We start from the raw sequence: 23,141 nt of genomic DNA, 5'->3' as shown, positions 1-23,141 counted from the left end.
GCAGGCGCCCGTCTTTGAGCCGAAAGCCACGCCGGGTGTAGTTCAGCGTCGGATCACACCCGTGCTTCTTCTTGTGCCCGGGCATCCCCGCCGGCGCCTGACGGGCAGCCTGTCCTTGATGTCCTTCAGCGCCTTGGCGCGAGACCTGCCGAAGTCCCGGACAAGCTGCTGCGGCACCGACGAACCCGCCGCCAGCCACGGCGTCACGGCACGAGCCCCGGTCAGCATCCTGTCCAACACGGCGGGACCGCACTTCTCCCCCTCGCGGTGGGCCTTCCTGGAACGCGCGACGCACTCGTTCCAGATCCACCGGCACCGGTCCCACTCCGCCAGCAGCGCCGTACGAGCCGTCGCCGGCACGCGAAGCCGGTACGTGTACCGGGCATGCCCGCCCTCACCGGCCTCCTTCACCTCCGACACCACGTCCCCCTCCCACGGCATCCCGACTCGCGCTCAGCCGGCTTCCACCACAAGACCGTACGTACGGCACACGCACACCCGTACCCTCCTCACGACACAGCCACCACAACCAGCGAACGCGGGCACACATGTTCGCCTATCCCCTCGCGGCGGCCCTGCGGGCGCTCCGCGCCCCAGGAGACCGCACAGGGCGACGCTCCACACTGCCGTCACGGGATGCGACTCTCCCCGGCGTGAACGCCGGGGGCGCCTCGCAGGAGTCAGGTGATCACAGCACACCGCGGCCCCACCGTTTGGTGGGGCCGCGGTGTGCTGTCCGTGCTGCGGTCCGCTACGGGCGCAGCGCGCGCAGCAGCAGGTCGGCGAGGTGGTCGGCGACCTGCTGGGGGGCGAGCGGGCCGTCGGGGCGGTACCACGTCGACAGGTGGTGGACCGAGCCGAAGTGGTAGTCGACGACCAGGTCCGCGGGGGTGGCCGTGGAGAAGACGCCCTTCTTCTGGCCCTCCTCGATCAGTGCGCGGAAGCGCTCGTGGTAGCGGCGCCGCTCGGACCGCACCTGCTTGAGCTTCTCCGGGCCGAGGTGGTGCATCGACCGGAAGAAGATCGAGGCGTCGTCGAGGTTGTCGATGGTCGTGACGACCACGTCGGCCGCCGCACCCCGCAGCCGCTCCTCCACCGGCGCGTCCGCGTCCGCGAACGCGTCCAGCCGCTCCTGCTGAAGGCGCAGCACGCGCGCGTACACCTCGTGCAGCAGGTCGTCCTTGGAGCCGAAGTAGTGGTACAGCGCCCCCTTGGTGACGCCCGCCGCCTCGACGATCTCCTGCACCGAGGTGCGGTCGTAACCCTGCTCGGCGAAGAGCCGGGTGGCGGCGGCCAGCAGCCGCTGTGGGACGGGCGTACCGTCACCGTCCGTCGTCCTGGGCACTGCCGCCACCTGCCTTCCGTGCGTCACATCGACAACCGTCGTCCGCGAAGAGTCCCGGGGACCACTGACCGTCCCGGGGACTACTGGGAGTCCTGGGACCGGGAACGCAGTTCCCGACGGAGGATCTTCCCACTCGCCGTCTTCGGCAGTTCGGGCAGGATCTCCACCTGCCGCGGATATTTGTAGGCGGCCAGTCTCTCCTTGCAGTACGCGGCCAGCGCGGCGGGGTCCTCGGAAGCACCCGGACGCAGGCTGATGTACGCCATGACGGTCTCCCCGCGGTAGCCGTCGGGGATCCCCACGACGGCCGCCTCACGGACCGCCGGATGGGTGTACAGGACGTCCTCGACCTCTCGCGGCCACACCTTGAAGCCGGACGCGTTGATCATGTCCTTCTTCCGGTCGACCACGTAGAGCCAGCCGTTCTCGTCCATGAAGCCGATGTCGCCGGTGTGCAGTTCGCCGTCCGGGAACGTCTCGGCGGTGGCTTCGGGACGGCGCCAGTAACCGGGCACCACCTGCGGACCGCTGACGAGGATCTCGCCCTGCTCCCCGAAGGGGACCTCCTCGCCCAGGTCGTCGACGATGCGTACGACCGAGTCCGGGCCCGGCACGCCCACGGCCAGTGTCCCGGAGACCGGGTCCACCGGCGCCTCCAGGCCCGGAGGCACGGAGGCGCACGGCGCGGTGCACTCGGTGAGCCCGTAGCCGTTGCGGATGTACGGCCCGAAGCCGGCCCGGAACTTCTCGACGAGCGCGGGCGGCAGCGGGGCGCCGCCGGAGGAGATGTTCAGGAAGGAGGAGAAGTGGTCCGGCGTGACCGCCGGGTGGGCGGCCAGCGCCATGAAGGCGGTCGAGGGGCCGACCGTGTAGAGCGGCCGGTGCTCGGCGAAGGCCTCGAGGACGACCCCGGCCTCGAAGCGGTACGCGAGGACCAGCGTGCCCGCGCTGTTCATGCAGGCGGCGAGCTGGCAGACCATCCCGGTGATGTGGAACAGCGGCGCCATCGCGAAGTACACGGGCGCCTCGGGCAGCGCGAGTCCGGTCCGCTGCCGCTCGGCGTTGTACATGATGTTGCCGTGCGTGTTGGTGGCTCCCTTGGGGGTGCCGCTGGTGCCCGAGGTGTAGCTGATCAGCGCGATGTCGGACGGGCCGAGGGCACGGTCGGCGGGCGCCTCGTGCCCCTGCCGGGCGACGGCGAGGAGATCGTCCGCCGCCGCGTCCTCGGGCATTCGCTCGAAGGCCAGCACGCGCGGGTCGTCGCGGGTCTGGAGATCCCGTTCACAGGCCGTCAGGACGACCCGTACGGGCGAGTCGGCGGCGGTCTCGCGCAGATACGCGTCCCAGGCGCGGTCGGAGCAGACGAGGGCGCTCACCTCGGCGTCGTGCAGGACGTGCCGGACCTCGCCCGACTTGTACATCGGGTTGACCGGCACGACCGTCGCGCCGGCCTTCCAGGCGCCGAGCAGGGCGAGCACGAAGTGCGGCGAGTTCTGGAGCATGATCGCCACGCGGTCGCCCCGCGCCACACCGCGGGCGGCGAGGTGCCCGGCCACGGAGTCGCTCAGCTCGTCGGCCTCGCGGTAGCTCAGCCGCCCGTCGAAGTAGGTGAGCGCGGTGCGGTCCGGGGTGTGCGCGACCACTTCGCGGAGGGCGTGGACCAGGGTGTCGGCGGGGCTCACCGGGCCACGCTGCGCCTCGCTGAGCAGCGCCACCCAGGGTCGGTCGGCGTAGCGGGTCACTCGCTGGTCTCCCACTTCTGCTGGAGGTGGTTCATGTTCGTCATCCAGCGGTCGGGGTCGGCGGCCCGCGCCTGGTAGTACCCGGCGACCTCGGGGTGCGGCAGGATCAGGAAACGGTCCTCCTCGATCCCCTTCATGAGTGCGTCGGCGACGGCCTCGGGCTCGATGGCGGTCGGCTGGAGCACCAGGTCGCCCGCGCTGCCGGTGGCGTCGAGCATGTCGGTGCGCACGCCCTGGGGACAGATCGCGTGCACCTTCAGACCGCGGTGGCGGTACGTCAGCGACAGCCACTCGGCGAACGCGTACGCGCCGTGCTTGGTGACGCTGTACGGCGCGGCACCGATCATGGTGAGCAGTCCGGCGGCCGAGACTGTCGAGACGAAACGGCCGCTGCCGCGCTCCAGCCAGTCCGGCAGCAGCGCCTCGGCGGCGCGTACGTGCGCCATCACGTTGACGTCCCAGGCCAGGGCCCAGACGTTCTCCCCGGCCGCTTCGGAGCCGCCCGAGGCCACTCCCGCGTTCGCGCAGTAGACGTCGACCGTGCCGCCGAGGGCGTCGCGGGCCTCGGCCACGATCGCGGAGGCGTCGCCCACGACCGCGATGCCGCCGATCTCGTCGGCCACGGCCTTCACCTTGCCCGCGTCGAGGTCGTTGACCACGACCCGCGCTCCCTCCGCGGCGAAACGGCGGGCCAGCGCGGCCCCGATGCCGCCCCCCGCTCCGGTGACGACGACTCCCGCACCCTGCATGGCTTCCACCACGGGTCTCCTTCGACGCTTCGTGACACGGCTCTGCTGCGACACCAGACTAACCAGTCGGTATGTAGCAAGGGAAGGGTTCCCCTCCGCTGCGCGGGCGACCGTGTGACGAGCCACAGCAGGCCGGTGGGATCCGTGCCCTACGAACTTCCCCCGGGAGCCCTTAGCGTGCCTGTGCCAACCTTCCGCGATCACGGAGGTCACACCATGCGCATGTCCCGACGGTCACTGCTCGCGGCCGGCACCGCCGCTGCGGCCCTCACGCCCCTGCCCGCCGTGGCGGCGGCGCCGGCCGCGAACCCGGGCACCCGGCTCCGCACCGGGTTCGAGCGCCTCGCCGCGGCCGGATACTCCCGACTCGGCGGCGGGCGCGTCGGCATGGTCACCAACCCCACGGGCGTCACCCGCGACGTCCGGCACATCGTCGACGTCATGCACGCCGACGACCGCGTGAACCTGGTCGCCGTCTTCGGCCCCGAGCACGGCTTCCGGGGCACCGCGCAGGCGGGCGGATCCGAGGGCCGCTACGACGACCCGGCGACCGGACTCCCCGTCTACGACACGTACTTGAAGAGCGGTCAGGCCCTCGCGGACATCTTCACCACCTCCGGCGTGGACACCGTCGTCTTCGACATCCAGGACGTCGGAGCGCGCTTCTACACGTACATCTGGACGCTGTACGACTGCATGGAGGCCGCGCAGCTCGCCGGCAAGCGGTTCGTGGTACTCGACCGGCCGAACCCGGTCACCGGCCGGTCGGCCCAAGGGCCGGTCCTGCACAAGGAGTTCGCGACGTTCGTCGGACGGCAGCCGATCGCGCAGGCGCACGGGATGACGGTGGCGGAGCTGGCCCGGCTCTTCAACGGGGAGTTCCTGGCGGCGCCCGTGGAACTGGACACCGTGCAGATGTCGGGCTGGCGGCGCGGCGAGTTCTACGACGCCTCGGGACTGCCCTGGGTGCCGCCGAGCCCGAACATGCCGACGGCGGACACCGCGCTGGTGTACTCCGGGACCTGCCTCTTCGAGGGGACGAACCTGTCGGAGGGGCGGGGCACGACGCGGCCGTTCGAACTGCTCGGCGCGGAGGGCGTCGACGGGCGCTGGGCCGCGGCGGCCGGTGAACCGGGGCTGCCCGGCGTGCACTTCAGAGAGGCCTACTTCGCTCCCACCTTCTCCAAGTTCCAGGGAAAGACCATTGGGGGCGTCCAGATCCATGTGCACGACCGGACGGCGTTCGAACCCGTCCGCACGGGAATCGCCCTGCTGGTGACGGCGAAGAAGGTCTGGAGCGGCTTCGCCTGGCGCTCCGACAACTGGATCGACAAGCTGACGGGCTCGACGCTGGTGCGCACGATGATCGACGCGGGCGCGGGCACCGACGAGGTCGTCGCGGCCTGGCAGGACGAACTGGAGGCGTTCCGCGCGGTTCGGAAGCACTACCTCATCTACAAGTGAGCCGGAGTCCTCTTCCACGGACGAGTGACGGATACGTGACGGATAGGTCGTGACGTATGGCCAACTTTCCCCGCCGGGTGGACGATGCGCCCATATCGCACCGCCCGCGGGGTCAGGGGGCCGACATGACGGAACCGGCAGTGAGTGTTTCTCCCTACTGGGAGCTGACGTTCGACGCGGACGGCGACGCGGACGGCCGCGAGCGGGACCGGTGGATCGAGGAGGTGCGGCGCCGCAGGGTCCGCGACCTGATCGTCTTCACGCACGGCTGGAACAACGACCGTTCGGCGGCCACCCGCCTCTTCAGCCAGTTCTTCGAACCCGTCCCGGAGCTCGCGCCGGCCGCCCGCCTCGGATACGTGGGGGTGATCTGGCCCTCGATGCGGTTCTCGGACGAACCGATCCCCGGCTTCCCTCCGTCGGTGGCCGCCGATGTCGCCCCGGACGCCGGTTCGCCGCTCGGCAAGAACACCCGGCACGCCCTTCTGGAGGTGTTCCCCGGCCGCGCCACCGTCGTCGAGCAGATCGCCCGGTTGCTCGACCAACAGCCGGACGAGGGAGCCTCGTTGGAGGAGTTCGGCCGTCTCGTACGACTGCTCGTCGAGGTCCGGCCGCAAGGGCCGCAGACGTCCTTCGCGGCGGACACCCTGGCGGAGGGCGTACCGGAGAGCGATCCCGAGATGCTCTTCGGGGACACCGCGGCGGTGTGCGCCCAGTTCGCGCAGGCACTCGCCGGGGCCGGGACTCCCGGTGCCACCGAGTTCGCGCTGCCCCGGCTGTGGGACGGCGCCCTCGAACTGCTGCGCCAGGCGACGTACTACGCGATGAAGCGGCGCGCGGGCACGGTCGGTGAGCGCGGGCTCGGACGGGCGATCGGTCAGCTCGCGGCGGCGGCGCCGGACGTGCGCGTCCATCTGGTCGGGCACAGTTTCGGCGGTCGGCTGGTCTCCTTCGCGCTGCGCGGGCTGCCTCCCGGAGTGCACACGGTGAAATCGGTGACGCTGCTCCAAGGCGCCTTCTCGCACTACGCGTTCGCGGCACGGCTGCCGCACGACGCGCGGGCGAGCGGTGTGCTGGACGGGCAGTACAACCGGATCGACGGCCCGCTGGTGTGCTGCTACTCCCACTTCGACTCGGCGCTCGGCGCGATCTACCCGCTGGCCTCCCGGATGGCGGGAGACGACCGCTCCGTAGTGGCGGACTTCGGCATCGGCAGCGCCCTGGGCGCGCAGTGGGGCGCGATGGGCCACGACGGGGTGCAGGCGGTGCCGGGAACCAGGTCGTTCACGCTCGCCGAGGCCCTGCGCACCCGGCTGCCGGTCTCGGGGTGCGTGAACATCGACACCGCCTCGGTGGTGTGCCGGGGCGGCGCCCCGGCGGGTGCGCACAGTGACATCTGCCATCGCGAACTGGCCCAGGTGGTGCTGGCGGCGGGCCGCGTCCACTGACCCGCCGCCGCTCAGGCGCCGATCGCCCCTAGGAGCTGTCCGGTCGGCGCCGGTCCGTGCTCATCGGTGCGCGGTGTACTCGACGACCTGCTGGAAGGTCGGCCGGTTCTGCCAGCTGATCTTGCCGTGCTTGATGCCGCCGAGCGTCCGCTGGACGATCGAGTCGGCGCACCACTGGTCGCCCGCCGAGCACTGGTCGTCGCCGGGGTAGACGGTCGACGCCGTCTTGCCGGCGGCCTCCTTCAACGAGCTGATCAGGGCGTCCCGGCAGGCGGTGAGGCTGCCTGCGCCGCAGTACTTCTGCGACAGGCCGCCCTGTACGGACTCCCCGAGCACCGCCCGGATGTCCTTGTCGACATAGCTCCACCAGCCGTACTGGAAGGAACTTCCGGCGTGCGAGCCGGTCGGTCCGTGTCCGGCGGACGGTGCCTCGTCGACGGGGAGGTTGCTGCCGAACGCGGTGTAGAGATCGCTGCCGAGCCCCGGCTGGAACTCCGCCTTCACCAGCAGCGGCCACCAGGCGTCCAGGATGCGGATCGCGTCGGCGTTGGCGTAGGTGTGCGACCCGGACGAGGTCTCCGTGCGCTTGGCACCCGCCGTCACCCACGCGGACAGCTTGCTCACCGCCGCGGCGGCCGTGGCGTCGGTGACCGGGGAGCTGTTGACGACCTTCAGCAGGTCGGGGAGCACGTCCTCGGCCCGCAGATCGGCGAGCGCCGCGTCGGCCATCGCCTTCACCAGCGCGGACCTGGTCACCCCGCCCGCGGCGACCAGCTTCGCGACCCGGTCCTCCAGCAGGTTGCCGCGGTGCACCGAGCCGTCGCCCCAGGAGGCCGTCGTGTAGTCCTTGGCCTGCTTGTTGTTCCAGGAGATGTAGTAGTCCTGGTCCACCGAGTTGGGGTGCGCGGACGCCGGGGTGTAGGAGGCGGTGTTCGTGGCCGGGTCCCAGTTCTGCCACTCGTACGCGGCCTGCGCCCACACCGGGAACTCGGCGTCGACCCCGCTCGCCCGCACCGGGTTGTCGCCGCTGTTGTAGTACGCGGTGTGCGCCGAGTCGGCGTAGAACCAGTTGAAGGTGTAGTTGATGTGCTGCGCCGCGCTCTGGAAGGTCGCCGGACTCTTCACGTAGTCCGGGTCGTTGAGCATCTGGAAGCCGATGATCGAGTCGGCCTCGTGCATGAAGGAGGTGCGCAGGGTGGTGTACGCGACCTTCTTGCCGCCCACCGTCGCGCGGTACTCCACGGGCCCGTACTTGGTGCGGTAGACCTGCATCCGGTACGAACCGGCGGCGGTGCCGTCGGCGGTGGTCGGCTTCCAGGAGTTGGTCCGCTCGACCTTGTCCATCGCCGTGCAGGTGCCGTGGTAGAGGTAGTGGTAGTCGTCCTGGCACAGTTCGACGGCGTACGTGTCGATGATGTCCTGGCCGGAGGTCGTCGCGCTCCAGGAGTAGTCCTGGCCGCGGCCGAGTTCGACATACATGCTCAGGCCCGCGAAGGAGGCGCCGCGGGCGCTGATCCCCGGGCCCTGGATCTCCTGGAGCATGAGCAGTTGTGGCGCGAAATAGCCGGTCTGCGGGCCGAAGACGGCGATCGGGTGACCGCTTGCGGTGTACTTCCCGCTGACCACGAGGGCGTTGGACATGCCCCGCTTGGCGGACGTGAGGGACGTCTTGGCGGCCGTGGCCGAGGCGCCGGCGGCGCTCGCGGTGGCCGCGCTGCCGGTGCGGTCGTAGACCAGGGGTTCCTGGGTCACCGAGCCGGCGTCGGGCAGGGCCTGGCCCTGCGCGCTGTCGGGCTTGGAGGCGTACGGGAAGCTCTCGCCGTCGTGGACGGTGAGCGCCGCTTCCGGGTCGTTGCGCTCGCGGAAGGACTCCCAGACCTTGGTGCCCTCGGTCACTCCGTACTGGGACTGGGCGGCGAGCAGCGAGAGCGCGTTGTTGACCTCGCCGCCGCCTCCGGAGCCGAACAGCGAGCCGATGACGGAGGCCAGCGCGACCAGGTCGGTGAGCTTGAAGTGGTCGATGGTGCCGGCATTGGTGATGGAGTCCTTGTGGCCGGTCAGGACGTACTCACCGGGGAAGTAGCGGCCGCTGTCGGAGGCGTCGATGTAGGCGTTGACGCCGTCGATGTAGGCGTTGGCGTCGGCGAGGGCCTGGGCGCCGCGGGCTCCGGCCTTGGCGGTGGCGCTGTCGATCTGGGCCTGCAGCTCGGCCTCGGTGTACGGCGCGCTGCGCCAGAACTCCTGCTCCAGGCCCTGGTTGGAGGCCGCGCCGCCGGCGAAGCTGGTGAGCTGGCCGCGTCCGACGTGCCGGAAGACGTCCATGAGCCACAGCCGGTCCTGGCCCGCGGCGAACCCGGCACCGTACTCGGTGCCGTAGCGGGTGGTGCCGGTGATGTGCGGTACGCCCGTCTTCTTGTCACGGACGATCGTCACGTCGGTGCGGCCGCCGGGCTTGGTGGTCGAGGCGACCTGGTCGGAGGCGACGCCGAAGGAGGCGTCGTTGAAGAAGTCGTTGATCTTGGTGTCGGTGAGCGTGGAGTAGCCGGAGGCCAGGTTGCCGTAGGGGGCGAGCTGGTCCTCGGCATGGCTGGGCTGGGTGCCGAAGGCCTGGTTGAGCAGGATCTGGGCGAGGGTCGCGTTGCCGTTCTCACCGGGCGGCAGGATGTCCGAACACTGGCCGCCGCAGTAGTCGTTCGCGGCGGCGGCGGACGAGGTGTCGGCGGCGGCCGCCGGGGAAAGCGGCGACAAAAGACCGGCAATGAGCACGCATAGGGATGCTGCCTTGAGGAACTTGGGGAATCTGCGGGGAGTTCTCAGTCTGTCCAAGGTGGTGCGTGGGGTGCTCGGTGGCATGTCAGCTCCTACCGACGGGGGGTGGGCCGGACGTTACCGCCGGTATCCCCGAGTTTGAAGATGAACATGCGTCAGTTTTTTGGATTCATCGCGAACGCGGCGGCTTCGTCGACCGGCGGACAGCCGGCCGGCAGCGACGGGAGGTCGGTCCAGGGCACTCGGCGGGTGGCTCGTGGGGGCGTCGAAAAATTGGATGGAGCCGAATCGCTTGTCGATACGTCTACTCGACGACGTCCGTACGAGACGGCGCCGAAGTGACCGGAGTACAGGTGCAGGTGTGACGGAGGTGCAGGGCGATGGCCGGTTTCCGGAGTCTGGCGAGACAGGTGCGAGATCCGAGGAGTGATCTGGCACTGCGGCGGTACTCACTGCGCAAGTGCCTGGAGAGGTTCGCCCCTTACGGGCATCGGGCGACCTGGGACCATCTGTGTTCCCGGGCCGGGTTCGGTCCCGAGGACCGTTCCCCCGATCCGGCGCGGCTCGTGGCCGCACTGGACGAACTGGAGGAGGCCCGCTCCGTCTGGCTCGCCTACGAGGTCGAGTTCGCGCAGCGTCGCAAGAAGGAGAAGCACGACGGGCTGCGCAGGCCGGGCAGTGTCGACGACTGGCACCGGCTGACCTGGGGCGGGTTCGGTGTCGCCTGGTGCGACAACCCCCGGGTCCACCCCCATGAACCACTGGCCGAGGTGCTGCGCCGGCTGATCGCCGCACTGGAGCGCGCGCCGGGCACCGTCTGCCCGGCGTGCGCCGGTGAGCGCCTTGTATGGATGTACGACCTGGCCCACGAACCGTCGTCGGGTCCCGTCTGCACGAGCTGCGGAATCGTGGTGCCGCGGCCCGTCCTGACCCCGGAAGCGCTGGCCGGAGCCAGGCGCGGCCGGCTGCTCGTGTCCGCGTGAGTGCCCCGCCGGGCCGGGCGGCCGGGACGCCGCCGGGCTGAGCGGCACCGGGCAGGGGAACTGCGGGTGAGCCGTCGGCCGCGGAAGGTCCGTGGCCGGGCGCGCGGTTCCCGGCGCCCGGGTTGTCCGTGGTGTCCGGCATCCTCGGCGACAGGGTGCCGGTCCGTCCGAGCAGAGCGCCCGTGTCGGCACGACGGCTCCGTCGTGCCGATGCCGCCCGGGCCGATGACCCGATGCGCGGACGACGGTAGCAGCCATGAATTCGGTGGCTCCAGGGGTTTACGCTCCGGACAGTTGGGGGCGAGGAAACACGGCTGAGCCACCCGAGGAGTCCCCTGTGTCGACGCTGCGCGTCACCGCCGAAGTGCTGACTATCCACGAGCATCCGAACGCCGACGCGCTCGAACTGGCCCAGGTGGGCCTGTATCGGGCCGTGGTCGCCAAGGGCGCCTACCGCACCGGCGAGTGGGCCCTCTACATCCCGGAGCAGTCCGTGCTGCCGGCCGGGCTGATCGAGGAGCTGGGGCTGACCGGGCGACTCGCGGGCAGCGCGTCGGACCGGGTACGGGCGGTACGGCTGCGCGGCGAGCTGTCGCAGGGCATCGTGTGCCGCCCGAAGGCGCTGGCGGACGTGGACCTGGCGCGCGCCGCCGAGGACGGCACGGACTTCGCGGAGTCCCTCGGCATCGTGAAATGGGTGCCGCCGATCCCGCCCACCATGAACGGCGACGTCGAGTCGGCGCCCGAACTGCTGCCCTGGGTCGACATCGAGAACATCCAGCGGTACCCGGACATCTTCACCCCGGGCGAGCCCGTCGTCCTGACGGAGAAGCTGCACGGTTCGGCCTGTCTGCTGACCTACCTCGCCGACGAGGGGCGCGTCCACGTGTCCTCGAAGGGCTTCGGCGCCAAGTCCCTCGCTCTGAAGGAGGATCCGCGCAATCTGTACTGGCGCGCGGTGCGCGGGCACGGCGTCGCGGAGGCCGCCGCCCGGATCGCCGGACGCCTCGGCGCGCGCCGCGTCGGCATCTTCGGCGAGGTGTTCGGGGCGGGCGTGCAGGACCTGTCGTACGGCGCCGACGGGCGCCGCGAGACGATCGGCTACGCCGTGTTCGACGTGTCCGCGGAGATCGACGGCGAGGTCCGCTGGCTGGACGCTCAGGAGCTGCTGACGGGCGAACTCCCGCTGGTTCCACGGCTGTACGAGGGGCCGTACGACATCGAGCGCGTCCTGGAGATCGCCTCCGGCCGGGAGACCGTTTCCGGTCGCGAGCTGCACCTGCGCGAAGGCGTCGTGATCCGCCCCGGGGCTCCCGCACCCGACGGGCCCGAAGGAACCTTCGTGGCCGCCGAGCGGTACAGCCCGGTGACGGGCGGACGCGCCATAGCGAAGGCGGTCAGCCCGGCCTATCTGACCCGCAAAGGCGGCACGGAGTACGAGTAGCGCGGCAGGCGGGCGGTCGGGGGCGCGTCAACGGCAGTCCCCCACCGCCGGCTCCTGGCGCGGCCGGGCTTCGCACGCCTCCGCCTGCCTCCGCTCCGGCGGCTTCGGGGACGGCTGCGTTCCGGCACGCTCCACCATGAGGCGGGAGCCGGCCCGGCGCTCGCCGAGGACGTCGTCGGGGTTGGAGAGCACGCAGGTCTCCAGGGAGAGGCAGCCGCAGCCGATGCAGTCCGTGAGGTGGTCGCGCAGCCGGCCGAGCTGCTTGATCCGCTCGTCGAGTTCGGAGCGCCAGGCCTCGGACAGCCGGGCCCAGTCCTCCCGCGTCGGGGTGCGCTCCTCGGGGAGTTCGGCGAGCGCCTCGCGGATGGTGGCGAGCGGGATGCCGACACGCTGGGCGGCCCGGACGAAGGCGACACGGCGCAGCGCGTCACGGTGGTAGCGGCGTTGGTTGCCCGAGGTGCGGCGGCTGCTGATCAGGCCCTTGGACTCGTAGAAGTGCAGCGCGGAGACGGCCGCGCCGCTGCGGGCCGACAACTGTCCGACGGTCAGCTCGTGGATCGTCTCAGGGATCTGGGGCACACCTCCAACCTACCCACCGCGCCACCCGTCCGGTCCGTTGACATGCGCCTCCCGGCGGACCATGCTAAGCAGTCGCTTAGACTATGAGATGCGGGAGGCCAGGGACATGGCAGAGCCGAGGACGTTCGCGACGGTCGACGAACTGCGGGGCGCCGTGGGCGAGCAGCTGGGGTACACGGACTGGGTCGAGATCGAACAGAAGCGGATCGACCTCTTCGCGGAGGCGACCGGCGATCACCAGTGGATCCACGTCGATCCCGAGAAGGCCGCGGCGGGTCCGTTCGGCACCACGATCGCGCACGGCTATCTGACCCTGTCACTGCTGCCGCTCTTCGGCCCGCAGCTGATCAGCGTCGAGGGCGTGAAGATGGGCGTCAACTACGGGACGAACAAGGTCCGTTTCCCCGCCCCCGTGCCGGTCGGCTCGCGGCTGCGCGCCACCGGGACGATCACCGCGGTGGACGACGTGCCCGGTGGCGTACAGGTCTCCCTGGCCTTCAGTGTGGAGCGCGAGGGCGGCGACAAGCCGGTCTGCGTCGCGGAGTCGGTCTCGCGCTACTACCTTTGAACGACTCCCCAGCCGGGTGCCCGCGCGTTCGGAGGTCCCGGTCCCGGCAACCGCGTCACCGCTTCGGGCTCCCGGGCCCGGCACCGGCGGGCTCGGATCAGGCGGACGGACGGCGGTGCGTCCTGGCCTGGGCGGGGGGCGAGTGGGGGCCTACTCCTTGAATCCCACCATCCGCCGGACGAGGTCGGCGTAGAGCGCACCGACCTCGTCCGGCGTCCGGGGGCCGTCGACGTTGAACCAGCGGGCCACGTCGATACACAGGGACAGCACGGCGAGGGTGGTGCCGGGTACGTCCGGGACATCGAAGTCGCCCGCCTCGACACCGTCCTGGATGATGCTGCGGACCTCCGCGTCGACCTGGCGGCGCAGCGCGATGATCTCGGCGCGCGCCTCGGGCCCGAGGGCATCGAGTTCGTACTGCACGACGCGGGCGGTGGTGTGCTGGCCCGCATGCCACCGCACGAAGGACCGTACGGCGTCGGAGAGCCGCTCGGCGGCCGTGCCCTCACCCTCGGCCGCGCTGCGCACGATGTCCAGCGCCTTGTCGTGGCCGATCCGGCTGATCCGGTGGAGCAGCTCTTCCTTGGTCTTGTAATGGATGTACAGCGCGGCCGGGCTCATGCCCGCGCGGCCCGCGATGTCCCGGGTCGTCGTCGCGTGGTACCCGCGCTCGGCGAAGGCCTCCACCGCGGCGACGAGCAGCCGCCGCGCCGCGTCAGGGGTCACCTCGGACCACGGCTGCATCTCGCCGCCGGACGTCTCCTGCGCCGCACTCATCGCTGTTCGCCCCTTCTTCACTGACAGGGTCAACACCATACCCCCGAACCTGAGCGAGCGCTTAGCGCCTTCGGCCGGGTCATGACCGCGGGGGGATCAGAGCTTCTCGAAGGGGTCGTACACGCGGCCACCGGGACGGTTGCCGTCCTGTCGGTCGCGGATCACCTTGGCCAGCGTGAAGGAGGACGTCACCAGATAGAGGACGGCGACGGCCAGGAAGGCCCGCACCCACGCGTCGGCCTGGAGCTTGAAGATGCCGATCGCGGTGGCCGCCATCGCCACGGAGAAGGACGCCACGGCCTGGCCGTAGAAGGCGGCCGTGTTCTGCTGTTTGACAGGTGTCTCGCTCATGGGACAAGGATCGGCGGATGTGGCCGCCGCCACATCCGCCGTCGTACTCAGGTACTCAGGCACGTACTCAGAGCCGGAACACCGAGACGCCGAAGGGCCGGAACACCGAGACGCCGGTCAGAACGCCGAGACGCCCGTCAGAGCGCGCCCGATCACCAGCTTCTGGATCTGGCTGGTGCCTTCGTAGAGAGTCATCACCCGGGCGTCGCGCAGCAGTTTGCCGACCGGGTACTCGTCGATGTAGCCATAGCCGCCGAAGACCTGGAGGGCGTTGTTCGCGGCGCGCACGGCGGCCTCGGAGGCGAAGAGCTTGGCCTTCGAGGACTCGGTGGCGAACGGCAGTCCGCGGTCTATGAGATCGGCGACCCGCCAGGTCAGCAGCCGGGCCGCGTCCACGTCGACGGCGATGTCGCTGAGCAGTTCCTGGACGAGCTGGTGGTGCGCGATCGTCTTGCCGAACTGTTCCCGCTCGGTCGCGTACGTCACCGCCGCGTCCAGTGCGGCCTGGGCGATGCCGACGCAGCCCGCGGCCACCGACATCCGGCCCTTGGCCAGCGCCGACATGGCCACCGCGAAGCCCTTGCCCTCGGGCGCCATCATGGCGCTCGCCGGGACGCGCACGTCCTCGAAGGCCAGTTCGGCGGTGGCCTGGCCGCGCAGTCCGAGTTTGCCGTGGATGGTGCGGCGGGTCAGACCGGGGCTGTCGGCCGGCACCAGGAAGGCGGAGACGCCCTTGTGGCCCGGGGCGTCGGTGGAGCGGGCGAAGAGGAGCACCACATCGGCCCAGGTGCCGTTCGTGATGAACATCTTGGTGCCGTTGATGACGTAGTCGTCGCCGTCGCGCACGGCCCTGGTCGACAGCCGGCCCGCGTCGGAGCCGGTGCCCGGCTCGGTGAGCCCGAAGCAGCCGACGTACTCGCCCGAGGTCAGCCCCGGCAGCCACCGCCGCTTCTGCTCCTCGCTCCCCCAGCGCGCGATCGTCTTGGCGACGAGCCCGAGCGAGACGGAGACGATCCCGCGCACGGAGGAATCGCCGCGCCCCAGCTCCTCGGTGACCAGGCAGTACGCGAGGTGGTCACCGCCGCTGCCGCCGTACTCCTCGTCGATGGTGAGGCCGAGGAAGCCGACCTCGCCGAGCTTCTTCACGATGGACCGGTCGACGTCCTCCGCGCGGTCCCACTCGACGACGTGCGGGGCGATCTCGCGGTGCACGAAGTCCTTGGCGAGCTGCCGGACGGCGGTCTGCTCATCACTGAGCCCAAGGTTCATGCCGGGTCACCCCACAGATAGCTGACATTGAAAGCCGTACATTTAAATTAGCACTGCTAGTTTCCAGTTGCAGCCCTACTATGTGCGCCATGGCCCGACCGCGCAAGCCCCTCCTCAGCACCGACCGCATCGTCGAGACGGCACGGGCCCTGGTGGATGCCGAGGGCCTGGCGGCCGTCTCGACACGCCGGCTCGCCGCGGAACTCGGGGTGAGCGGGCCCTCCCTCTACAACCACTTCCGCACCAAGGACCAGATCCTGGAGGCGGTCGCGGACTCGGTGAGCGCGCAGGTCGACCTGTCGATGTTCCAGGGCGGCCGCGACTGGCGGACCGCGCTGCACGACTGGGCCGTCTCCTACCGCGCCGCCCTGCGCGACCACCCGAACATCGTCCCGGTCCTCGCGCGCGGGCCGGGCCGCAGGCCGGCCGGACTGCGGCTCGCCGACGCCGTCTTCGGGGCCATGGTCGACGCGGGCTGGCCGCCCGCGCAGGCCACCTCGATCGGGGCGCTGATGCGGTACTTCATCATGGGGTCCGCGCTGGGGTCGTTCGCCGGGGGCTTCGTGGACGACGAGAGCGCGTACGACCCCGCCGACTATCCGCACCTGGGGCAGGCGCACCTCCTCGCCGAACAGCAGGAGAAGATCGACGAGCGGGCCTTCGAGACGGGGCTCGGCGCGCTGCTGGAGGGCCTCGCCGTGCAGTACGCGGGGCTGGTCCGGGAAGCCTGAACGCGGCCGGTTGTCCGGGAAGCCCGGACGGGGCTGGTGCAGGACGCACGGGCCGGCTGGTCCAGGGCCCGGGACGCCTGGGCGGGGCTGGTCTGGAGAGTCCGGACGGGGCTGCGTGGCCGTTCGCCATCGTTCGGTGAGCGCCGAAGTGTCCGTGGCGCATGCTGGACGGCATGACAACGCCCAGGGATCCCGTCGGGCCGGGGCTCGCGGCTCTGGCCGGGCTGCTGGCGGACGAGACGCGGGCCGGTTTTCTGCTGACGCTGCTCGACGGGCGGGCGTCGACCGCCGGTGAACTGGCGCGGCAGGCCGGCGTCGCTCCGTCGACCGCCAGCGAGCACCTCGGAAAGCTCGTCGCGGGCGGCCTGCTCGCCGAGGAGCGCCAGGGACGGCACCGTTACGTGCGGCTGGCGGACGCCGGTGTCGCCCAGCTCGTCGAGGACCTCGCCGCCCAGGTGGCGCCCGGTGCCGCCGAGCGCCCCCGCACGCTGCGGGAGGCCGCCGCGGGTTCGGCGATGGCGCGTGGCCGGACCTGTTACGACCATCTCGCCGGACGGCTGGGCATCGCCCTCACGGACGCGCTGACCGGCCGCGGACTGCTCCGCCAGGACACCGGGTTCGCCCTCACCGACGCGGGACTGCGGTGGTTCGAGGCCGCGGGCATCCCCCTGGACCGCACCGGACGCCGCCCTCTGGCCCGTGCCTGTCTCGACTGGACCGAACGGCGTCCGCACCTCGCGGGCACGGCCGGCGCGGCGCTGTGCCGGCACGCCCTGGACGCCGGGTGGTGCGTGCGCATCGGCTCGGACCGGGCGGTCAAGGTGACCCCGGACGGCGAGCGCGCCTTCGCGGAACTCCTCGGAATCGAGGCGACGGCGCTGCGCTGAACCACGCCCCTCCCGTCGCCGCCCCGACCCCCGCGCTCGGGATCCGGGACCGACCCCCACTCCGCCCCTCGGGACCCGCGACCGACCACCGACTCCACCCCTCGGGGTCCGGGGCGCCCCCACTCCACCCTCGGGACCCGCGACCGACCACCGACCTCGACTCCGGGTCCCGGATCCGCGCCGACCTGTGCGTCCGAAATCCGCGAGACCGATCGCTGTGCCCCGCCTAGCCTCAGGAGCATGATGAACACCTCCCGCATCGCGCCGCCCGACCGGCGTGCGCAGTTGCTCGCCGCCGGTGCGGCGACCGTCACCGTCGGGCTGTGGGCCTCCGCGTTCGTCGCGATCCGCAGCGCGGGCGCCGCCTACTCGCCCGGCGCGCTGGCGCTCGGACGACTGCTGGCGGGAGCTCTGGTGCTCGGTACCTTCTGTGTCGTACGCCGCGAGGGGCTGCCGCCGCGCGGTGCCTGGCGCGGCATCGCGATATCCGGGGTGCTGTGGTTCGGCTTCTACATGGTGGCCCTGAACTGGGGCGAGCAGCAGGTGGACGCCGGTACGGCCGCGCTGGTGGTGAACATCGGCCCGATCCTGATCGCCCTGCTCGGCGCCCGGCTGCTGGGTGACGCGATGCCGCCGCGACTGCTGGCGGGCATGGCGGTGTCGTTCGCGGGAGCGGTCGCGGTGGGGCTGTCGATGTCCGGCGGCGGCGGTTCCTCGGTGCTCGGGGTCGTGCTGTGCCTGCTCGCCGCCGTCGCGTACGCCGGCGGAGTCGTCGCGCAGAAGCCGGCGCTCGGACGCGCGAGTGTGCTCCAGGTGACGACCTTCGGCTGTCTGATCGGGGCCGTGGCGTGTCTGCCGTTCGCGGGTCAGCTCGTCCACGACGCGGCCGCCGCTCCCCTCTCGGCGACGCTCAACATGGTCTACCTGGGTGTCTTCCCGACCGCGCTGGCGTTCACGACCTGGGCGTACGCCCTCGCCAGGACGAGCGCGAGCCGCATGGGCGCGACGACGTACGCCGTGCCCGCGCTGGTGGTGCTGATGTCCTGGCTCTTCCTCGACGAGGTCCCGGGACTGCTGACGCTGGCGGGCGGGGCGCTGTGCCTGGCGGGTGTGGCGGTGTCGCGCTCCCGGCCGCGCCGGGGACCGGCACCGACGGACACGCCCGTGCCGGATGCCCTCGCCGTGCCGGATGCCGTGCCGGCTGCCGGTGCTCCGGTGGGCGCTGCGGCCCCGGAACCGGAGGCCCGGGTCGAACAGGTCTGACGCCGGGCCGCCTTGGGGGCTGCCTCGCCCCCAAGGCGGCCCGGGGCGGCTAGAACACCACCAGTGCCCGGCCTCCCTTGCCCGCGATCATGTTGTCGAAGGCCGCCGGGATGCCGTCCAGGGCGATGCGGTCGGTGACCAGGCCGCCGAGGTCGAGGCGGCCCGCGCGGACGTGCTCCGCGAGTACCGGGAGATCGCGGGCCGGGTCGGAGTTGCCGTACACACAGCCCGCGAGGGTCCTGCCCCAGTGGAAGATCTCCAGGGCGTTGAAGGTGACCTGCTGGTCCTTGCCGCCGATGCCGACGACCGTGGTGCGGCCACCGCGCCGGGTCGACTCCCAGGCGGTACGGATGGTGACGGCGCGGCCGACGCACTCGACGGCGACGTCGACGCCCTGCTTGCCGGTCAGGGCACGGATCTCGCGGGCGGTGGCGTCGGAGGCGACGACGTAGTCGGTGGCGCCGGCCTCGCGGGCGAGCGACTCCTTCTCGGGCGAGACGTCGACCGCGACGATCTTCGAGGCGCCCGCGATCCGGGCGGCCTGCAGGGCGGCGAGCCCGACCCCGCCGGCCCCGAACACGGCGACGGTCTCGCCGGGCCGGACCTTCGCGGAGTTGTGGACCGCGCCGTATCCGGTGAGGACCGCGCAGCCGAGCAGGGCGGCCTCGGTGAGCGGGATGCCGTCCGGGGCGGGCAGCAGGCAGGACACCGGCACCACCGTCTCCTCCGCGAACGCGGCGACGTTCAGGCCGGGGTGCAGGTCGCTCCCGTCGGAGGCGCGGCGGGCGTACACGCTTCCCGCACCGGTCAGCGCGTCGGCGCACAACCACACCTCGCCCAGCGAGCAGGCGTGGCAACTCCCGCAAGAAGGAGCCCAGTTGAGGACGACACGGGAGCCGGGCGCGACCTGGGTGACGCCCTCGCCGACCGCGACGACGGTACCGGCTCCCTCGTGGCCGAGCACGGCGGGCACCGGCACCCGCATGGTGCCGTTGGACAGGGAAAGATCGGAGTGGCAGACCCCGGCGGCGGCCAGTCTCACCCGGACCTGGCCCGGTCCCGGATCGGGGAGTTCGATCTCGGCGATCTCCAGCGGGGCACCCACGGCGGAAAGGACGGCGGCGCGAACCACGTGAACGCTCCTAGAACTGGAGGGACTTGGTCTGGAGGTACTCGGACAGGCCGTGGGCGCCGAGTTCGCGCCCCACGCCGGACTGCTTGTAACCCCCGAAGGGGGCCAGGGGGTTGAAGCGTCCCCCGTTGATGTCGACCTGCCCTGTGTCGAGCCGCCGCGCGAAGGCGACCGCCTCGGACTCCTCGCCGGCCCACACCGCGCCGGCGAGCCCGTATACGGTGCCGTTGGCGATCCGCAGGGCGTCCTCCTCGTCCTCGTAGCGCAGGATCGACAGGACCGGGCCGAAGATCTCCTCCTGCGCGATCGTCATCTGCTCAGTGACGTCGGCGAAGACGGTGGGGCTGATGAAGTAACCCTGCTCTCGCGGGGATTCGGGGCCGCCCGCGACGAGCCGCGCGCCCTCGGCGACACCCTTCTCGATGTAACCGCGCACCCGGGCCCGCTGCTTGGCGTTGACGACGGGGCCGATGCGGTCGCCGTACTTCGCGGCGGCGGTCGCGGCCAGCTCGACCGCCTCGTCGTAGCGGTCGGCGGGGACCAGCATGCGGGTCCAGGCGCTGCACGTCTGACCCGAGTTGGACATCACGTTGGCGACACCGACGTTCACCGCCTTGGCGAGATCGGCGCTCGGCAGGATGACGTTGGCGGACTTGCCGCCGAGTTCGAGGGCGACGCGCTTGACGGCGGCGCCCGCGGTCGCGCCGATCCGCCGGCCGACCGCCGTGGAACCGGTGAAGGAGACCAGGTCGACGTCCGGGTGCTCGGCGAGGGCCTGGCCCGCGACCGGACCGAGGCCGGTGACGAGGTTGAAGACCCCGGCCGGAACACCCGCCTCGGCCACGGCCTCGGCGAAGAGCTGGGCGGTGAGCGGGGTGTCCTCGGCGGGCTTCAGCACGACCGTGCAGCCCGCGGCGAGGGCTGGGGCGACCTTGGCGACGATCTGGTGGAGCGGGTAGTTCCAGGGCGTGATCGCGCCGACGACACCGACGGGCTCCTGGTAGACGGTCGAGTTGCCGACCTTCTCCTCGAAGGCGTACGTCGCCGCCAGCTCGGCGTAGGAGCCGGCGACCAGCACCGGGACGCCCGTGTGCACCGCCTGGGAGAACGCGAGCGGCGATCCGAGCTCGGCGGTGACGGTCTCGGCGATCTCGTCCTTGCGGGCGACCAGGACGTCCCTGAGGGCGGCCAGGCGGGCGGCCCGGTCGGCGGGCGCCGTCGCGGCCCAGCCGGGGAACGCGGCGCGGGCGGCGCGTACGGCGGCGTCGACGTCCTCGGCCGTACCCGCCGGGACATGGCCGATCACCTGCTCGTCGACCGGGTTCACGACCTCGATCGTGTCCAGTCCGGCGGCGGGGCGCCACGCCCCGTCGATGTACATGCCGTCATGTGCCTTCATCGTGTTCCTCCGGGGGCGGGGCAGCGTCGTCCGCGCCCTAAACTAGCGATGATAGTTTTGCGGCGCCAGGGGGACCCACCGCGCGAAAGGCCCCGGCCCCGGTCCACGACCCGCCACAACCGCGGCACGAAGGATCCGGGATCCGGCACCCGGGGGAGGCTGCGCCACGCAACCCCCGGGATTCACTCCTCCAGGTCCGGCAGCCGCGCCGGTGCCGGACAGATGCGTTCACCACTCCGGTCGAAGACGAACAGGTGGGCGATGTCCACGAGGAGCGGGACCTGCATGCCGTGGCGGAGTTCGAAATCGGGCGTGGTGCGTACGACGAGATCGCCGGGCAGCCGGCCCTCGGGCGGTGTCTGCCCGGGGAGATCGGCCTCCGCGTCCGAGGGGTGGTCGAGGACGACGACCGGTCCGGCCCGCAGCGCCCCGGCGCGCCCCCGCAGCCGGTCCAGAACAGTGCCGTCACGGCGCCGCCGCCGCGTCGCACGAGCCGGGCGCGGCGACTCCAGCTCCGGTACGAAGGCCGGCCGCGAGCCCGTGTTGAAGTGGACGAGGACCTCGTGCCCCTGGAACTCCACATGCTCGACCAGACCGCTGATCGCGACCTCGCCCGGCCGGGCGTCGGACGGTTTGGCGAGCCGTACGGCCTCGGAGCGCAGCCCGACGATCACCTCACGGCCCTGCTGCACTCGGAGCAACTGGTGGTCCAGGCAGAGGGGTTCGGGCAGCCGCAGGTACTGCTTGCCGAGGCTGATCGTCATGGCGCCGTCGAGCGGGGCCCTGACGAGCCCGCGCAGCAGGTTGATCCGCGGGGTGCCGATGAAGGCGGCGACGAAGACGTTCGCGGGCAGCCCGTAGACCGTGCGGGGCGTGCCCAGTTGCTGGAGGACTCCGCCGCGCAGCACGGCGACCCGGTCGCCGAGCGACATCGCCTCGGCCTGGTCGTGGGTGACGTAGACCGTGGTGGCGCCCAGGTCCCTGGTGAGCCGGGAGATTTCGGCCCGCAGGTGGTTGCGGAGCTTGGCGTCGAGGTTGGACAGCGGCTCGTCCATCAGGAAGGCCGAGGGGTGGCGCGCTATGGCCCGCCCCATCGCGACACGCTGCCGCTCGCCGCCGGAGAGCTGGTTGGGGAAGCGGTCGAGCAGGTCCTGGATGCCGAGCATGCGCGCGGTGGCGTCCACCCGCGCCCGGGGGTCCTCGCCGGGTGTCTCGATGCGCAGCGGGAAGCCGATGTTGTCGCGGCTGGTCATGCTCGGATAGAGGGCGAAGTTCTGGAACACCATGGCCATGTTCCGCTCGGACGGCGGCAGATCGTTGGCGTACTCCCCGTCCAGCCGCACCTCGCCCTCGGTGACCTCCTCCAGCCCCGCGATCATCCTCAGCACGGTCGACTTGCCGCAGCCGGAAGGGCCGAGCAGCACGAGGAACTCGCCGGGCCGGATGTCCAGCGACAGCCGTTCCACCACACGGGCCCCGCGAGTGTACGACTTGCTGACGTGGTGCAGGGAGATGGCGCGTGTCATGACAGGTGCCCCCGGGGGCGTGCAAGGCGCTGGTGCTCCGCGGCCGGTCGTCCCGTACGGGTCGTACGGGACCTTGAGTCACGGAAGCTAACGGACCGCACACGCCCGGGGGAAGACGCACGGCGGTATCGGACGGGCGGGTTCGGTACGGGCGGAAACGGACGATCGGATACCGGTCGGGCCGGGGCCGGGCACCGGCCCTCGCCGCTGCCCCGGTCCGACGCCCGACGGTTCGCCTCAGCCGACGCCGGACCGCTCCCTGATCGCCGTGAGGTGGGCGAAAGCGATGACGTTCGCGGCGTATCCGGTCTTCCGGTCGTAGGCGCCACCGCAGGTGATCAGGCGCAGTTCGGGGCGTCCCCGGTCGCCGTACACCTCCTGGTCGGGGAAGTGCGCCTTCGCGTACGTGCGTACGGCGTCGACCGTATAGACGGCGGTCCGCCCGTCCACGCGCCGGGCTTCGACGAGTGCGCCGGGCCTGATCCGTTCGAGCGGGGCGAAGACGGCGGGTCCCGTCCGGGTGTCGCGATGGCCGACGACGAGGGCCGTGCCGCGTTCACCCGGCGTGGGACCGTCCGTGTACCAGCCGACGAGTTTCGGATCATTCACGGGCGGCGCGGTGAGCCGTCGCCCGTGGTCCAGCCGGAGACCGATGACCGGCGCATCGAGATCGAGGGAGGGAATGCGGAGGGAGGCGGCCCGGGAGTGCGGCAGC

The 23,141-nt window shown here is 71.5% G+C and carries 20 protein-coding genes and 1 pseudogene; 8 read left to right on the top strand and 13 right to left on the bottom strand.

The genetic code is table 11. The features are described from left to right. The 4 genes and pseudogenes from N4G66_RS42495 to N4G66_RS42480 form a co-directional block, all read right to left on the bottom strand. Positions 1-441: pseudogene (locus N4G66_RS42495) on the bottom strand (RNA-guided endonuclease TnpB family protein); the annotation flags it as partial. Between the two features lie 310 nt (positions 442-751). Further along, positions 752-1,345, bottom strand: coding sequence for a TetR/AcrR family transcriptional regulator (locus N4G66_RS42490; RefSeq protein WP_261709683.1), 594 nt, complete (start codon positions 1,343-1,345; stop codon positions 752-754). A gap of 80 nt (positions 1,346-1,425) precedes the next feature. Next, positions 1,426-3,087, bottom strand: coding sequence for a class I adenylate-forming enzyme family protein (locus N4G66_RS42485; protein ID WP_261709682.1), 1,662 nt, complete (start codon positions 3,085-3,087; stop codon positions 1,426-1,428). After that, positions 3,084-3,848, bottom strand: coding sequence for an SDR family oxidoreductase (locus N4G66_RS42480; RefSeq protein ID WP_261709681.1), 765 nt, complete (start codon positions 3,846-3,848; stop codon positions 3,084-3,086). Before N4G66_RS42480 ends, N4G66_RS42485 begins: the two co-directional genes overlap by 4 nt. A gap of 204 nt (positions 3,849-4,052) precedes the next feature. On the opposite strand from N4G66_RS42480, the gene N4G66_RS42475 reads away from it, so the two are divergent. Together N4G66_RS42475 and N4G66_RS42470 are read left to right on the top strand one after the other, a co-directional pair. Beyond that, positions 4,053-5,300 carry an exo-beta-N-acetylmuramidase NamZ family protein gene (locus N4G66_RS42475; protein WP_261709680.1) on the top strand — a complete coding sequence of 416 codons (1,248 nt, stop codon included), beginning with the start codon at positions 4,053-4,055 and terminating at the stop codon, positions 5,298-5,300. 125 nt (positions 5,301-5,425) lie between these two features. Further along, positions 5,426-6,748, top strand: coding sequence for a serine-threonine protein kinase (locus tag N4G66_RS42470; protein ID WP_261709679.1), 1,323 nt, complete (start codon positions 5,426-5,428; stop codon positions 6,746-6,748). A 60-nt stretch (positions 6,749-6,808) separates the two neighbouring features. Here the strand turns inward: N4G66_RS42470 and N4G66_RS42465 are convergent, their stop codons facing one another. Next, the gene (locus tag N4G66_RS42465) at positions 6,809-9,601 is read right to left on the bottom strand and encodes a penicillin acylase family protein (protein ID WP_261709678.1); all 2,793 of its coding nucleotides are present in this window, start codon (positions 9,599-9,601) and stop codon (positions 6,809-6,811) included. A gap of 296 nt (positions 9,602-9,897) precedes the next feature. On the opposite strand from N4G66_RS42465, the gene N4G66_RS42460 reads away from it, so the two are divergent. Together N4G66_RS42460 and N4G66_RS42455 are read left to right on the top strand one after the other, a co-directional pair. After that, positions 9,898-10,500: a hypothetical protein gene (locus tag N4G66_RS42460; protein ID WP_261709677.1), complete on the top strand. Its 603-nt coding sequence runs from the start codon at positions 9,898-9,900 to the stop codon at positions 10,498-10,500. Between the two features lie 337 nt (positions 10,501-10,837). Beyond that, positions 10,838-11,944, top strand: coding sequence for an RNA ligase (ATP) (locus N4G66_RS42455; protein WP_261709676.1), 1,107 nt, complete (start codon positions 10,838-10,840; stop codon positions 11,942-11,944). A 27-nt stretch (positions 11,945-11,971) separates the two neighbouring features. Here N4G66_RS42455 and soxR read toward each other — a convergent pair whose 3' ends face one another. Next, positions 11,972-12,523, bottom strand: a complete 552-nt coding sequence (gene soxR / locus N4G66_RS42450) for a redox-sensitive transcriptional activator SoxR (RefSeq protein WP_261709675.1) — start codon at positions 12,521-12,523, stop codon at positions 11,972-11,974. Positions 12,524-12,629: 106 nt separating this feature from the next. Between soxR and N4G66_RS42445 the strand changes: the two genes are divergently transcribed. After that, on the top strand, positions 12,630-13,091 hold the full coding sequence (locus N4G66_RS42445; protein ID WP_261709674.1) for a MaoC family dehydratase: 462 nt from the start codon (positions 12,630-12,632) through the stop codon (positions 13,089-13,091). 150 nt (positions 13,092-13,241) lie between these two features. Here the strand turns inward: N4G66_RS42445 and N4G66_RS42440 are convergent, their stop codons facing one another. The 3 genes from N4G66_RS42440 to N4G66_RS42430 form a co-directional block, all read right to left on the bottom strand. Then, a complete protein-coding gene (locus N4G66_RS42440) occupies positions 13,242-13,868 on the bottom strand; it encodes a TetR/AcrR family transcriptional regulator (protein WP_261709673.1) in 627 nt (208 codons plus the stop codon). A gap of 96 nt (positions 13,869-13,964) precedes the next feature. Next, entirely contained in the window at positions 13,965-14,219 is a 255-nt protein-coding gene (locus tag N4G66_RS42435; protein ID WP_261709672.1) for a YiaA/YiaB family inner membrane protein, read from the bottom strand. A 117-nt stretch (positions 14,220-14,336) separates the two neighbouring features. Continuing rightward, positions 14,337-15,488: an acyl-CoA dehydrogenase family protein gene (locus N4G66_RS42430; RefSeq protein ID WP_261709671.1), complete on the bottom strand. Its 1,152-nt coding sequence runs from the start codon at positions 15,486-15,488 to the stop codon at positions 14,337-14,339. Positions 15,489-15,577: 89 nt separating this feature from the next. On the opposite strand from N4G66_RS42430, the gene N4G66_RS42425 reads away from it, so the two are divergent. From N4G66_RS42425 to N4G66_RS42415, 3 genes are all read left to right on the top strand, one after another. Next, positions 15,578-16,219 (top strand): TetR/AcrR family transcriptional regulator, encoded by a 642-nt coding sequence (locus N4G66_RS42425; protein ID WP_261709670.1) that lies wholly within the window; start codon positions 15,578-15,580, stop codon positions 16,217-16,219. Between the two features lie 161 nt (positions 16,220-16,380). Beyond that, a complete protein-coding gene (locus N4G66_RS42420) occupies positions 16,381-17,106 on the top strand; it encodes an ArsR/SmtB family transcription factor (RefSeq protein WP_261709669.1) in 726 nt (241 codons plus the stop codon). Between the two features lie 240 nt (positions 17,107-17,346). Then, complete coding sequence (locus N4G66_RS42415; protein WP_261709668.1) at positions 17,347-18,369, top strand: DMT family transporter; 1,023 nt, start codon at positions 17,347-17,349, stop codon at positions 18,367-18,369. 49 nt (positions 18,370-18,418) lie between these two features. Here N4G66_RS42415 and N4G66_RS42410 read toward each other — a convergent pair whose 3' ends face one another. From N4G66_RS42410 to N4G66_RS42395, 4 genes are all read right to left on the bottom strand, one after another. Next, a complete protein-coding gene (locus tag N4G66_RS42410) occupies positions 18,419-19,501 on the bottom strand; it encodes a Zn-dependent alcohol dehydrogenase (protein ID WP_261709667.1) in 1,083 nt (360 codons plus the stop codon). Between the two features lie 10 nt (positions 19,502-19,511). Beyond that, entirely contained in the window at positions 19,512-20,900 is a 1,389-nt protein-coding gene (locus N4G66_RS42405; RefSeq protein ID WP_261709666.1) for an aldehyde dehydrogenase family protein, read from the bottom strand. A 182-nt stretch (positions 20,901-21,082) separates the two neighbouring features. After that, entirely contained in the window at positions 21,083-22,426 is a 1,344-nt protein-coding gene (locus N4G66_RS42400; protein ID WP_261709665.1) for an ABC transporter ATP-binding protein, read from the bottom strand. 237 nt (positions 22,427-22,663) lie between these two features. Continuing rightward, the coding region (locus tag N4G66_RS42395; RefSeq protein WP_261709664.1) for a class F sortase at positions 22,664-23,141 on the bottom strand (478 nt) is incomplete at its 5' end.

It is taken from the genome of Streptomyces rhizosphaerihabitans, from assembly GCF_025399795.1.
GTDB classification, from domain to species: Bacteria; Actinomycetota; Actinomycetes; order Streptomycetales; family Streptomycetaceae; genus Streptomyces; species Streptomyces rhizosphaerihabitans.
This window is presented reverse-complemented; position numbering and strand designations above follow the sequence as displayed.